At 44.7% G+C, this 15619-nt stretch carries 5 protein-coding genes; 2 read left to right on the top strand and 3 right to left on the bottom strand.

The genetic code is table 11. The annotated features are described in order from the left end of the window. Window positions 1-185: hypothetical protein (locus tag Xvie_RS22290; RefSeq protein WP_208612569.1), on the top strand; the 185-nt coding region annotated here is incomplete at its 5' end. 163 nt (window positions 186-348) lie between these two features. Here the strand turns inward: Xvie_RS22290 and Xvie_RS12300 are convergent. From Xvie_RS12300 to Xvie_RS12290, 3 genes are all read right to left on the bottom strand, one after another. After that, a complete protein-coding gene (locus tag Xvie_RS12300) occupies window positions 349-996 on the bottom strand; it encodes a tyrosine-type DNA invertase (RefSeq protein WP_086109598.1) in 648 nt (215 codons plus the stop codon). A gap of 369 nt (window positions 997-1365) precedes the next feature. Further along, window positions 1366-1656, bottom strand: a complete 291-nt coding sequence (locus Xvie_RS12295) for a putative hemolysin (protein ID WP_086109597.1) — start codon at window positions 1654-1656, stop codon at window positions 1366-1368. 279 nt (window positions 1657-1935) lie between these two features. Beyond that, complete coding sequence (locus Xvie_RS12290; protein WP_086109607.1) at window positions 1936-2268, bottom strand: DMT family transporter; 333 nt, start codon at window positions 2266-2268, stop codon at window positions 1936-1938. A gap of 1030 nt (window positions 2269-3298) precedes the next feature. Between Xvie_RS12290 and Xvie_RS12285 the strand changes: the two genes are divergently transcribed. Beyond that, the gene (locus Xvie_RS12285; protein ID WP_167376273.1) at window positions 3299-15619 is read left to right on the top strand and encodes a non-ribosomal peptide synthetase; all 12321 of its coding nucleotides are present in this window, start codon (window positions 3299-3301) and stop codon (window positions 15617-15619) included.

Here is a 15619-nt window from a genome sequence, read left to right as displayed (position 1 = left end):
CGTCATTAAACGCCGATGCCATTGACCCATCCCAGAGCGGTGTTGCTATCCCCATATTTGTTCTACATCGTGAGTTGACATTTAGTACCAAACTGTCAACTACATTAATTGAACCCATTTTAAAGTTAGTCTATTTTTCTATTATCAGCAAAAACTTGCGTAACATGCTGATATTAAATTATTAATAAATTACCTTTTTTAAATTTATTCCTCTTCCGCAGTTCATAATATTTTCCCTCCCTTCTTGTGCATTTTTTCAATTTTATATACCACTCAAATACGAAAGATTAATCATCTAAAATGTTTGTTTAAGCGGGTTTATTTAACTTCAATATTGTAATTTTCAGGCTAAAAATCCTCAGTTGACAGTTTGGTACTAAATGTCAACTGTTTTCGTTTTCCTTTGCCATCCCATATTGTTTCAAACCTCCCTGCATTACTCGCCGTATAGCGCACTGTGTGGCGAATATTTCGGTGCCCTAAATAGTCCTGAATCAAGCGTGTATCCACGCCATTATCAGCCAGTGCATAGCCACAGGCATGCCTTAACATGTGCGGATTCGCGCAAATCGATAATTTTGCCTTTAAACTGGTCTGTTGGATGATTTTATAGACCTGCTGACGTGACATACGCTGGCCATTCCGGGACAGAAATAACCAGTCAGGTTGCTCATTGCCGATTTGTTGCCCACCCAACAATTCCCTCTTCTTCGGTAAATATTTCGGACGTTCAGCCAGCCACTGGCGTATTAATTGAGTTTCACGGGATACCATTGGATGGATGGTGGAAAAACCATTTTTCAATCGTTGAACCCGTAAACTTTTTCCGCCTAAGTCAACATCAGAAATTCGTAAACCCAATAATTCGGATACGCGAAATCCATGAATAAATCCCATAAACATCATGCAGATATTACGGGTAGCATGAGCATGTTTATTTAATTCATTAAGTAATAATTCAATCTCAGTCTGGGTCAGATATTTACGTTTTAACATGGTTTTATCTCCAGATAATAAGTAGAACAGAAGTCATTGAGGATACCTGAATTATTCTTGCTCATTATTTGTAGACTGCAATGTTATCAACAAAATAATTTGATGTTTTTTCTGGAAAGGTGACCTGAAAGAAAAATATTATTTTCTATTTTTCCTGATAACCATCATTACTGTATCGTTTCAGTTGATAAGTAAAAAAATAAATATTTTTTATATTTCAGAAAACGTTTTTATTTTTACCATAGGGAAAAATACCTTCAATATGAGGAAAAACCTGAAGTGAAAATTGACATAAATAGAAATTGACAGAAATATCTTGATGAGCAATAGAATATTTCTGTCACAGATAAAGTCAGAAAGACTGAAAAGCTAGATGGATGTACATCCCCCTTCCAACAAAGCCTGTTCATTACAGCGGCGACCATTCGCCAATTGGCAAACGGGAATGTGATGCCCACTCAATTGTTTGGTTAATGCCGGAATTCCTCCCGCATCAGAACAACTTTCACTGGCATCTTTACTCAAGTTAATGCCTAAATCAGAGTATTGGTAATGTTTATAACGATTTGATGGAGTACCTGCCTGATGTCCGCTGCAACCTGCCAATATCGCTCCCGCCAGTAACAGATTGCCAAGAATAATACCTCGCTTTAACAGCATATTTTCTCCAGTTTTGTTATTGCACCAACCTATTTTGATCATAAATTACACTATAGTCTTTTGAACAAAAACGGTAACTAATTTTATTAAAAAGATGTTAACTTAACAGAAAAATATTTAAGAATTTACCCTGATACTTTTACACTGCCACATGATTTTCTATTAACATTGCTGATTATGGAAAACAAAATAATAATTAGATCGTTAAAATCAATATATTCATTTTGTTTTCCTGACTACACCTGGTCATTAATGACGCATTCGCCAATAATGTCTAAATCAGTGCCCTGCACTTTTAGAAAGTAAATTTATCACTAAAACACCGGAAATAATCAGAAGAATACCGATGATTGCGGGTAAATCCAATTTTTGTTGATATAAAAATATACCAGCAATGGAAACCAGAACAATCCCAAGACAAGACCAAACAGCGTAAGCAATCCCCAGTGGCATCACTTTCACTACTTGTGATAGCGCCCAGAAAGACAGACAATACCCGATCACAACAACAATAGAAGGCACTAAACGAGTGAAGCCATCCGCAGTCTTTAACATCGTTGTCGCAACCACTTCAGACAAAATCGCGATAAACAAATAACCCCATACATTCATATTGCTCACCAAGCCAAATTTTATAAAATAGACCATATCTCCTAAAAAACGGATTAATTTACCATAACTGGAAATACAATGCTTTAACGAAATGAAGTGTTTTTTATCATGATGAACAAAAAAATGACATCGCCATAAAACAACATATTATATTTTTATTTTATTGAATTTATATTTTTCTATATACCCATTACCTTTCAAAAATATTAATGTTATGACAAAGCCCTGCCTTTAAAAATAATTTAATTTATCCACATACCTCAACATCACTCTCTCTAATAAAAATCAATATTACCATTTCAAATAAATTTAATGTAAATAGTTTTTACAACTAATAAAAAACATTGAAAACCATGAATAACTCATTGGTAAAATGACTCATGGGGATTATTTTTTTCAATATAAAAATAATGTAAAACCATTTATTTTAATAAAACCCCCACGATAGTAGCTGAAATATTAGCAGACAACCACAAAGGAGCTTGGCTATACTGATTAACATCCATGAGCAATAAAAAACACGACCATATTAAATAAAAAATAATATAGACTTCAATCCAAATGCTAATCACTATTACAGTTCAAAGAGATATAATTATAAAACCATGACTGTGTAGCTGTAACCATGAGAAAATGAGTAATAAACAATGACGACTATTTAAGGTGAAGATAAATTGAATAAAATAAGGCAGGTGACAAGGATGTAGACTTCAACATATTAAAAATAAAATATTAACCATTGGCCGAATTAACATTAACTATTTTGTATAAGGAAGAATGCTGAAAGGTTGCGAGATTAGCTGTAATGATATCATGATAGATAATGCCAATACCTGTTAAGTAGAAATAATGATTTAATATTTAGAGTTATAAGAAATAAGATATGACTTATTGAGTCATGTTAATACTGAAACATAAATAAATTAAGGTTAGGCAAAGACTGAAATCTACTCATTTGTATCATAAATTACAAATAATTTGTAAACGGAATGCATTCATATAATTTATTATGAGAAAATCTGAAGGTTCGTTGAATTCGAACTTATATGACCTTCACCCCGCTCAAGAAGATGTATTTAACGAGCAAGTTCTCCACGGAAATATTCCACAACACAACCTAGGCTGGTATACCTTGATGGAAGGTGAGGTAGATATAGCCATCTTACAACAAGTGTGGGTATTACTATATCAACATGTTGATATACTAAGGTTGCATATATCTGTTAATTCGGATAATGAAACAATCCAATATATTCAAACTCAGAGTGATCCTGAGTCAGTCATATTCCATGATTTCGCAATTCATCCTGAACCTGAAAAAAAAGCAAAACTGTGGATGCAGCAACAAATAGATCAGCCTATAAATTTCCCCAATGAGATCTTATATCAAGCTTCATTGATTCGTATTACTAGTGAAAAGTATTATTTTTTCACTAAATTCCATCATATTATCATTGATGGAGTCGGTATATTCCGATTACATGAATATATACATAAATTATATACCTGCCTGAAAAATGGAGCATCAACCACCTGGTTGTCAGAAATTCCACAATATTTAGATACAGTAGAGAAAGCAAAAGAATATCTGAATTCTTCTGATTACGAAAAAGATAAAAAATACTGGCATTCTTTTTTAACAAAAAACGATATACATCAATTAACACCTTATTATCAAAATAATGGCTCTGGTAGCGATACGTGGGCTTTGCCTTTTTCAATGAAAGCAGCTTTGCGTACTTTTTGTGAAAAAAACAAAACGAATATTCTTGCTGTCTTTTCGAGTCTGGTCACGATTATGATGTCAGAGCTAACAGGACAACAAGAATTAACGTTTAATACCATTACTCATGGAAGAAAAACAAAATTAGAGAAATATGTCGTGGGAATGCAGGCAAATATCTATCCTGTACATTGCCATGTTTCTAACTCAGTCAATGTGATTGAACAAATTAAGCTAATGGAGTTAGCGCTAAAAGAAAGTTATCACCATGGTAAATTTCCTCATTCTCACCTGATCAGAATGGCCAGTAACCATGGAATTGCTTTACCCAATATATTTATATTTTATGAAAGGCTTTCAGAGTCAGCATCTGAAATCAACCAAGCACAGCATTATTTTATAGAAGGAATATTTGATATTGATCCTGTCCTTTTTCGCCTGAAAGATTATGGGTATGAACAGAAGCTAATTATAACGATAGATTACTTGCAGGAATATTTTAGTAAGCAGGATGTAAAAAACATACTTGAAAGATTGCAGAGCTTATTTACTGCTCTGCTTGACTCACCTTCTTTATTAGTCAGTGAATTACCTATTTTATTAGAACAGGAACGCCATACTCTGTTGCACAGCCGGAACCGAACAGACGCCTCCTACCCGCAGGATCAAATTTTACAACAGCAGTTTGAAACTCAGGCAGCAATTACCCCTGATAATGTGGCGCTGGTGTTTGAAGAAGAAACCCTGACCTACCGTCAGCTCAATGAACAGGCAAACCAACTAGCCGTTGTGATACGCGAACGCTGTCAGCAACAGCTTAATGCACCAATGCAAGCAGACACGCCAATCGCCCTTTACCTCGACCGCAGTCTGGAGATGGTGGTCAGTATTTTGGCGGTACTGAAAGCCGGCGGTGCCTATGTGCCGATTTCCCCGGAATATCCACCAGAACGGGTTCAATTTATTCTGCAAGATACCGGAAGCCCGTGCGTGCTGACTCAGCAACGAAATTTGATGACTCTGGATAAATGTACGCACTCTTTACCAATTCAGCCAACACTGATAGCCGCAGATGACTGCACAATAACCCAAAATCAATCAGTGGAAAATCTGGTGCCAGTGAACAAAAGTACTGACTTGGCATATATTATCTACACCTCAGGCACGACCGGACAGCCGAAAGGTGTTGAATTAACCCATCGAAATGTTATCAATCACCTATGCTGGATGCAGTCCGAATATCCATTGAGCACATCGGATAAAGTCCTGCAACAAATTCCTTATACCTTTGATGCCTCAGTCTGGGAGCTGATTGCAGCTAACTGGTTCGGTGCCAGTATTGTGATGGCCTCACCGGATATCCATAAACAGCCTGAAGATTTGTATCAACTGATAGAGAAAACCGGTGTGACGGTGGTGCAGTTTGTTCCGTCCATGTTAGGTGCCTTTTGCCAAATAGTACGGGATTCAGGACAGCAGTTACCCAGTACTATCCGTTATGTTCTGTGCGGCGGGGAGACGTTGACAATGTCCCATGTCAACGCGTTCAGAGCCATCAATAGCAGTTCAAGTACTTTAATTAACCTCTATGGCCCCACCGAAACGACAAATGATATTACCCACTTTGATGTAGCTGATGAATTTAGTGGCAATGTTCCCATTGGCAAACCACATCATAACACTCGTATGTATATCCTTAATAATGAAGGAAAACTGTCGCCTATAGGTGCCCCCGGAGAGTTGTATATCGGCGGTGCCAGTCTGGCACGGGGATATTGGAACCGTCCTGAACTGACTGCCGAGCGTTTTGTGGAAAACCCATTTGCCACAGACGAAGACAAGGCCAAAGGCTACACCCGCCTGTACAAAACCGGCGACCGGGTGCGCTGGCTGCCGGATGGGAACCTTGAGTATCTGGGACGCAATGATTTTCAGGTCAAAATCCGCGGTTACCGCATTGAGCTGGGCGAAATTGAAACCGCCTTGTCCTCACATCCGCAGGTAAAACAGGCGGTGGTGATTGATCGGGAGCGTATGGGACATAAGGCACTGGCCGCCTATCTGATCACCGATGACACACTGACCAATAACGCTCTGATGGAATATCTTTCAACCCGCCTGCCGGAATATATGATACCCGCCAGCTTTACCCGTATTGATGCCATTCCTCTGACCATCAACGGCAAGCTCGACCGCCATGCTTTGCCAACCCCTGTATGGGAAGATCGGGATCGTTATATGGCACCGCGTACTGAGCTGGAAAGCCAATTGTGTACGCTCTGGCAAGATGTTCTGGGATTAGAACGGATCGGCATTGAGGATAACTTCTTCCGTATCGGTGGCGATTCGATTATCGGTATCCGGTTAGTCTCCAAACTGCGGCAGGCAGGCTTCTCCCTTCAAGTCAAATCGATTTTTGAGGCACCAACGGTAGCACGTTTGGCGCAATTGCTGACCCAAACATCATCTCCGGTAACCGTGGTTGCAGAGCAAGGATTACTGAACGGGGAATTTGGTTTATTGCCTATCCAACAGGATTTTTTCAACCAGAATCTGCCGTGTCCGCACCATTGGAATCAGGCGTTTATGCTCCAGATTCCCGGTAATATCAAACACGCAGACATTGCGCAGGCTCTGATAATGCTGGTTGAACGGCATGATATGTTACGTGCCCGTTTTATCACCACAGAACAGGGTTATCGTCAGTGTTATCCCACAGAAATACCGACTTGGCTGCCCACATTACTGCATTGTGATATCAGTGAATTGGATGAGGCTGAGCAACACCAGCAACTGACCCAATGGCAGAGTGGCTTTGATTATTGCACAGGGCCTTTATGGCAAGCCGTTCATCTGACCGGATACACCGACGGCAGCGCCCGGTTATTCTTCGCATTTCACCACCTGATTATTGACGTCGTGTCCTGGCGGATTATTGCTGAAGATATGCGCCTGTTACTGCATATGTGTCCACCACTTATATATCCACCACTTATATGTTCATCACTACAGGAAACAGCTCTGCCTGCAAAAACCAGCAGTTATCGGCAATGGGTTGCTGCTGTCCACCGCTATGCAATACAGCATCAAGACGAGGTGCCCTACTGGCAGGAAGTAGTGACAGGGAAAGAGAATTATCCGGTGATGGGAGAAATTACCCCATATCAGATAAGCTTCTCAGCTGAACTGACCGATACACTACTGCGTGAAGCCAACTTAGGTTATTACACTGAAATTAATGACTTACTGCTCAGCGCCCTTACTCTGGCGTTGCAGGCAACTTTCTCCCGACCAGTAAACCCGATTATTCTTGAGGGACATGGGCGGGAAACCATCGACAGCACGCTGGACGTTTCCGAAACCGTAGGCTGGTTTACAACCGTGTATCCTGTTCGTCTGGCAATGCAGGCCGATATTGCGGATACCATTATTCATACCAAAGAAATGCTCCGTACTGTGCCCAATAGAGGCATTGGCTACGGCGCCTTACATCAGGCCGGATACCTGACTGGAGATTTGCCGCTCATCAGCTTTAACTATCTCGGTCAATTGAGCGGTGAGGCCGGACAAACCAGTCATCAGGACTGGACACTGACCTACGATGACTGTGGTTTGCTGGTAGCCAGCGAGAATCTCAGTCATTTACTGCTGGATATCAATGGTTCCGTTCAGGCGGGAAGGCTGCAATTCAGTGTTCTGTCCGGTTTACCATCATCCCAGATACAAACGTTTATCATGGCCTTTGAGCAGGCACTTAATGATGTCATCGCTGCCTGCCAGAAACAGGCACTGTTGGGCGGGGTGAAAACGCCCAGTGATTATGCGTTTAAAACAATTTCAATTGAACGCTTAAACCGTTTGCAGCAAAGCTATCAGGTGGAAACCCTGTACCCTGCTACCAGTTTGCAGCAGGGATTTATTTATCATCATCTGGCTCAGCCACAGGATGATGCCTATCGCGTACAACTGCTATTGGATTATCACACCCAACTCGATCTTGCCGCCTATCAACAAGCCTGGTCACTGGCTTCACTGCGTTTCCCTATCCTCAGAACGGCATTTGATTGGGAAGGGGAAATTTTGCAGATTGTGACTGCGGGAGCCAGTATTGGGCCAGAGAACTTTAAGATCAAAGATATCAGCCAATTACCAGAAGAAGTACGAGATGAGGCAATTGACGCAATCCAACAACATGACCGTGCCCTGCCTTTTGATTTAAGTCAGCCCAATTTAACCCGCTTGACTTTCATCAGGCAACATGAACGGCTGGTAACCGTGCTAATCACCCAACATCACTGTATTGCCGATGGCTGGAGTGGCCCGATTTTACTGCAAGCCGTGCATGAGTATTACAACGAATTGGTAAAGGAGCGAGTACCCCAGATTGTGGTGGAACAAGCGTATCTGGCAACCCAACAATATCATCTGGATCATAAAGTTGAATCAGAAACATATTGGACAGAGCGCAAAATACGATTCCAAGGAACCAATAATCTGTCTGCCCTGTTAAGTCATCATATTGACCTGATGCAGATAAAAACCGTTGAAACGCCAGCCGAACAGGTTATTACTGTACAGGGAAATGCTTATGAGCAGCTTAAAAACACGTGCCGAATGCAAGGTGTGACGCTGAATGTAGTACTGCAATTTGCCTGGCATAAATTACTGCACAGTTACACCGGAGATGAACAGACCATTGTCGGCACTACCGTATCCGGGCGCGATGTACCAGTGGAAGGCATTGACTCCAGTGTCGGCCTGTATATCAATACCCTGCCGTTGATGGTGCAATGGAATAAGACAAACAGCATTATTAACGTCTTACAAGACATACAACAAGATATCGCCGCACTCAACAGCCACAGTGCCGTTTCACTTGCCAGCCTGCAATCCGACGGGGAACGATTATTCCATAGCCTGTTGGTCTTTGAAAACTACCCTGTCCCTGTGGTGAGTGAAAACAGGGAAGATATCGAAAATACCCTGATATTCCGCAAAGCCATTGAAAAAGTGGATTATCCGGTATCACTGATGGCCTATGAGCAGGATAACCGTTTAATAATAAAATTGAGCTATGGTGAAGACTGGCTGACGGATAAACAGGCACAGCGCTTGCTTTGCCAGCTTGAACATATTTTACACGCTGTGGCTTGTGACCCACACCAGCCACATGCGTCAATCATGTTTCTCAGTGATGAAGAGCGCCGGACTCTGCTGCACACGTGGAACCAGACCGATGCTCCCTACCCGCAGGACAAGACCCTGCAACAACTGTTTGAAGCACAGGTAGAAAGGACACCGGATCACGTGGCGCTGGTATTTAAGGGAGAAACGCTGTCCTATCGCCAGTTAAACCAACGGGCAAACCAGCTGGCGGGTGTGATCCGCGAGCGCTATCAGCAGCATAATGCCCCCATGCCAGCCGACACCCCGATAGCCCTTTACCTCAACCGCAGTCTGGATATGGTAGTCAGTATGTTGGCGGTGCTGAAAGCCGGCGGGGCTTATGTGCCCATTTCACCAGAATATCCACCGGAGCGGGTGCAGTTTATTCTGGCTGATACTGCCGCGCCGTGTGTGGTGACTCAGCAACAGCACTTCACGGCACTGGCAACATACACCCAAACATTCTCTGAACAGCCAGCACTGATCGCGGCGGATGACCTGTCCATCACCGCAGGCCAGCCCGCAGAGAATCCGGCCCTCATAAATAAACCGGCCGATTTGGCCTATATCATCTATACCTCAGGCACTACCGGCCAGCCCAAAGGCGTCATGATTGCGCATAACAATGCGGCTCATCTGGTTACGGCACAGGCAGAATTGTTTGGTGTGGCAAAGAGAAAAAAAGCCTTGATGTTTGCCGCTTATGTCTTTGATGCTTCTGTCTCCGAATTATTCCTCAGTTTACTGCATGGGCTGACGGTTTATATTTGCAGTGAAACCGAACGCAATGCCCCTGCGGTTGCCGCACTCATTCAGCGAGAAGGCATTGAAATAGCCACTTTACCCCCCGCCCTGCTGAAATTATTAATTGGCACTGAATTACCCTCCCTGCAATTATTGGTAACAGCGGGAGAATCGCCTTCCCTGGATTTTCTTGAATATTTCAGCCAACACACTGATGTCCTGAATGCTTACGGCCCGACGGAAGTTACCGTTTGTGCGACCGGGAAGCGGTATCAGCGCAGGGATATTGCAACCAATATTGGCCGGGCGATTAATAACGCCCGTCTCTACGTTCTTGACGGTCACGGCAACCTGTCGCCTATCGGGACACCGGGAGAGTTGTATATCGGCGGCGCCGGGCTGGCGCGGGGCTATTTGAACCAGCCTGAACTGACTGCCGAGCGTTTTGTAGCGAATCCATTTGCCACGGCAGAAGACAAGGCCAAAGGCTACACCCGCCTGTACAAAACCGGCGACTTAGTGCGCTGGCAACCAAACGGGGAGCTGGAATATCTGGGCCGCAACGACTTTCAGGTCAAAATCCGCGGTTACCGCATTGAATTGGGGGAAATTGAAAGTGCCCTCACTTCCCACCCGCAGGTAAAACAAGCGGTGGTGATTGACCACGAGCGCCACGGAAATAAAGTATTGGTTGCGTATCTGGTCACAGACGAAGAACTGTCCGATGAAATCCTGATTGAACATCTCTCCGCCCGCTTGCCGGAATATATGTTGCCTGCCAGCTTTACCCGTATTAAGTCCGTCCCTTTAACCCTGAACGGTAAACTGGATCGCCGCGCCCTGCCGGAACCGGTATGGGGAAACCGGGATAGTTATATCGCTCCCCGCAATGAGTTGGAAACCCAACTGTGTGCCATTTGGCAGGAGGTCTTGGGGCTGGAGAAGGTGGGCATTGAAGATAACTTCTTCCGTATCGGTGGTAATTCCCTGATGGCGATTAAATTGACAGCAGCCATTCGTCGAATACTGACAATAGAGGTATCACTGACACAATTGTTTGAACTAAAAACCATCGCTGGTTTGGTGGCTCACATTGGACAGCAAGCCTATATGGTTATCCCTCACTTCGGGCTAGATAGTTATCCTTTATCATTTGCCCAAGAGCGGATGTTGTTTATCGAGCAGTTTGAACAAGGCACCTATGCCTACCATATCCCTTATCTGGTTCAACTGAATAACGACGCTTGTCTGCCATTGTTAGAAACTGCCATTAACCGACTGGTTGAACGCCATTCTGTGATGAAAATGGTGTACCCAAATAATGATGCAGGACAGATCCACCAACGCATGTTGAACAGGGATCTGGTTATCGAATCAAGGGTACTGGCTTACGAAGATACCGATACGTTTCTGGATACGGTGAGTGTTGATATAACCACTCCATTCAATCTGACCACCGAACCGAGTCTGCGCCTATGTCACTATCAGGTTGCCGATAAGCACTACTTATTAATGTTGTGGCACCATATCGCCATTGATGGCTGGTCCATTGATATTTTTCTGGGCGAACTGACAGAAATTTATCATTCCTTATTAGAAGGCCGTGACAGCCAACTGCCTCCTCTGGATATCACTTATGGCGACTATGCTGCATGGCAACGGGAGTATTTACAAGGTGAGGTGCGCGAACACCAGCTTGCTTACTGGCGGCAGGCTTTAGCCAACTATGAAGCACTGGATTTGCCGACAGACCATCCCAGACCCGTACAAGTGAGCTATCAGGGACGGGATTTTAATTTTACGCTGGACGTAATGCTATCTGAACAGTTAAGAGCGCTGGCACAAACTCAGGAAACTACCCTGTATACTGTGCTGCTCAGTGGCTTTTATGTCACGCTGGCAAAATTGTCCGGACAAAACGATATCGTACTGGGTACTCCTACCGATAACCGCCACCATGCCCAAACTCAATCCCTGATCGGTATGTTTGTCAACTCACTGGTCTTGCGGGCACAGCTTGATCAGACGACCAACGTGGCAACCCTGATTAAACAAATCCATAAGTTGATAGCCGAAGCCAAAGCCCATCAGGACATGCCGTTTGAACAACTGGTTGAAGCATTGGAAATTGAACGTGATGCCTCCCGTCATCCGATTTTTCAGGTAATGTTCAGCTTGCAAAGTTTTGGTGAGAATCTGCCAGACAGGGATCGCCTACCGTTTACTCCGGTCGCACTGGACGAGTTCCTGCACAGTCCCGCCAAATTTGACCTGAGCTTGCTTCTTTCTGATGGACAAGCCAGCATTGCTGGTTGTCTGAATTACGCAACCAGCCTGTTCGATGAAGCAACCATTATGCGGTTAGCGGGTATCTATCAACGGGTGCTGATCGCATTTGTGGCAGACCAGACACAATCTCTGTCCGAGCTTGATATTCTATCCACACAAGAGCGCCAGACTCTGCTGCACACGTGGAACCAGACCGATGCCCCCTACCCGCAGGACAAGACCCTGCAACAACTGTTTGAAGCACAGGTGGAAAGGACACCGGATCATGTGGCGCTGGTATTTGAGGGAGAAACGCTGTCCTACCGCCAATTAAACCAACGGGCAAACCAGCTGGCGGGTGTGATCCGTGAGCGCTATCAGCAGCAGCATAATGCCCCCATGCCAGCTGACACCCCGATAGCCCTTTACCTCGACCGCAGTCTGGACATGGTGATCAGTATGTTGGCGGTGCTGAAAGCCGGCGGCGCTTATGTGCCCATTTCACCGGAATATCCACCGGAGCGGGTGCAGTTTATTCTGGCTGATACGGCCGCGCCTTGTGTGGTAACTCAGCAACAACACTTCACGGCACTGGCAACATACACCCGAACACTCACTGAACAGCCAGCACTAATCGCGGCGGATGATCTGTCCATCACCGCAGGCCTGCCCGCAGAGAATCCGGCCCCCATAAATAAACCGGCCGATTTGGCCTATATCATCTATACCTCAGGCACTACTGGCCAGCCCAAAGGCGTCATGATTGCGCATAACAATGCGGCTCATCTGGTTACGGCACAGGCAGAATTGTTTGGTGTGGCAAAGAGAAAAAAAGCCTTGATGTTTGCCGCTTATGTCTTTGATGCTTCTGTCTCCGAATTATTCCTCAGTTTACTGCATGGGCTGACGGTTTATATTTGCAGTGAAACCGAACGCAATGCCCCTGCGGTTGCCGCACTCATTCAGCGAGAAGGCATTGAAATAGCCACTTTACCCCCCGCCCTGCTGAAATTATTAATTGGCACTGAATTACCCTCCCTGCAATTATTGGTGACCGCGGGGGAATCGCCTTCCCTGGATTTTCTTGAATATTTCAGCCAACACACTGATGTCCTGAATGCTTACGGCCCGACGGAAGTTACCGTTTGTGCGACCGGAAAACGGTATCAGCGCGGGGATATTGCAACCAATATTGGCCGGGCGATTAATAACGCCCGTCTCTACGTTCTTGACGGTCACGGTAACCTGTCGCCTATCGGGGCACCGGGAGAGTTGTATATCGGCGGCGCCGGACTGGCGCGGGGTTATTTAAACCAGCCTGAACTGACCGCCGAACGTTTTGTAGCGAATCCCTTTGCGACAACAGAAGATAAGGCCAAAGGCTACACCCGCCTGTACAAAACCGGCGATTTAGTGCGCTGGCAACCAAACGGGGAGCTGGAATATCTGGGGCGCAACGACTTTCAGGTCAAAATCCGCGGTTACCGCATTGAATTGGGGGAAATCGAAAACGCCCTGACCTCATATCCGCTGATAAAACAAGCGGTGGTGATTGACCACGAGCACCACGGGAATAAAGTGTTGGTTGCGTATCTGGTCACAGACGAAGAACTGTCTGATAAAACTCTGGTTGAACATCTCTCTGCCTGTCTGCCGGAGTATATGTTACCTGCCAGCTTTACCCGTATTGAATCCGTACCGCTGACCCTGAATGGTAAGCTGGATCGCAGCGCCCTGCCAGAACCGGTATGGGTAAATCGGGGCAATTATGTCGCTCCCCGCAATGCGCTGGAAATCCAGCTGTGTGCCATTTGGCAGGAATTGTTGGATCTGGAATGCGTTGGCATTGAAGATAACTTTTTCCGCATCGGGGGCGATTCCATTATCAGCATCCGGCTGGTTTCCAAACTACGGCTGGCAGGTTTTTCTCTTCAAGTTAAATCTATTTTTGAGGCACCAACGGTTGCTCAATTAACCCAACTGCTGACACAAGCCCCCCCCACAGTAAAAGTGCTTGCAGAACAGGGATTATTAAGCGGGGAATTTGGTTTACTGCCTATCCAGCAGAGATTCTTTAACCTCAATTTGCCAAACCCGTACCATTGGAATCAGGCCTTTATGGTTCAGCTTCCCGGAGATATCAAATCCGCACAAATTGAACAGGCTCTGATAATGCTGACTGAACGGCACGATATGTTACGTACTCGTTTTATATATACCGAAAACGGCTATCGTCAGTACTATTTTGAGAAAATATTCGAGAGAATGTCCGGGGAAATGCCATCTTCACATCCTTCGTTGCAACACTGTGATATCAGCGAATTGGATGAAGCTGAGCAGCACCAGCAACTGACCCAATGGCAAAATGGCTTTGATTACAGTAACGGGCCATTATGGCAAGCTGGTCACCTGACCGGATATGCTGATGGCAGTGCCCGGTTATTCTTCGCCTTCCACCATCTGATCATTGACGCCGTGTCCTGGCGAATCATTGCTGAAGATATGCGTTTGTTATTACAGGGCATGACATTACCAGCGAAGACCAGTAGTTATCGGCAATGGGTGAATGCTGTCCATCACTATGCGCAACAGCATCAAAATGAAGTGCCCTACTGGCAACGGATAATGGCAGGTAGCAACGTCAATCCGGTGCTGAATGAAGAAAGCACTCAGCATTTAATGGTCATTTCTGCTGAGATGACCGACATTCTGCTGCATGAAGCCAATGCGGGTTACCACACTGAAATTAACGACTTACTGTTGAGTGCCCTCACTCTGGCACTACAGGCGACTTTCTCCCAAGCAGTAAACCATATCATTCTGGAAGGGCATGGGCGTGAACTCATTGATAACACGCTGGATCTCTCCGAGACCGTTGGCTGGTTTACGACACTGTACCCCATTCGTCTGACAATGCAGGCTGATATTGCAGAAACCATCATTCACATCAAAGAGATGCTTCGCACCGTGCCGAATAAAGGCATTGGTTACAGTGCATTACATCAGGCGGGATACCTGACCGGCGATTTGCCGACCATCAGTTTCAACTATCTTGGCCAATTAGGGAGAGCCAGCCATCAAGACTGGTCACTGACCAGCGACGATTGCGGAACGGTGATAGCCAGCGAGAATAGCAACCATTTACTGTTGGGTATCAATGGCGCAATTCAGTCGGGAAAACTGCAATTTAGCGTGGACTCTTGCTTGCCACAGAGCCAAACAGAGACGTTTATCACGGCATTTGAACAAGCACTTTGTAACGTCATCACTGCCAGTCAAAAACAGGCCCAATCGGGAGGAATAAAAACCCCCAGTGATTACGGAATAAAAGACGTTTCAATGGAGCAATTAAATCAGCTTATTCATCGTTTTGGTCATGTGAATAATGAAAATTCACACCTCCGCTCAGAAAACCTCCACTCAGAAAAGAAAACTATTTTGGACGTGTAA

The sequence above is a fragment of the Xenorhabdus vietnamensis genome, assembly GCF_002127535.1.
Classification (GTDB): Bacteria; Pseudomonadota; Gammaproteobacteria; order Enterobacterales; family Enterobacteriaceae; genus Xenorhabdus; species Xenorhabdus vietnamensis.
Note: the sequence above shows the minus strand (reverse complement) of the source record. Positions and strands in the feature narration are given on the sequence as shown.

Coding starts and splice junctions, on each gene's coding strand:
- Xvie_RS12300 (WP_086109598.1), bottom strand. CDS start 996: ATGTTAAAACGTAAATATCTGACCCAGACTGAGATTGAATTATTACTT.
- Xvie_RS12295 (WP_086109597.1), bottom strand. CDS start 1,656: ATGCTGTTAAAGCGAGGTATTATTCTTGGCAATCTGTTACTGGCGGGA.
- Xvie_RS12290 (WP_086109607.1), bottom strand. CDS start 2,268: ATGAATGTATGGGGTTATTTGTTTATCGCGATTTTGTCTGAAGTGGTT.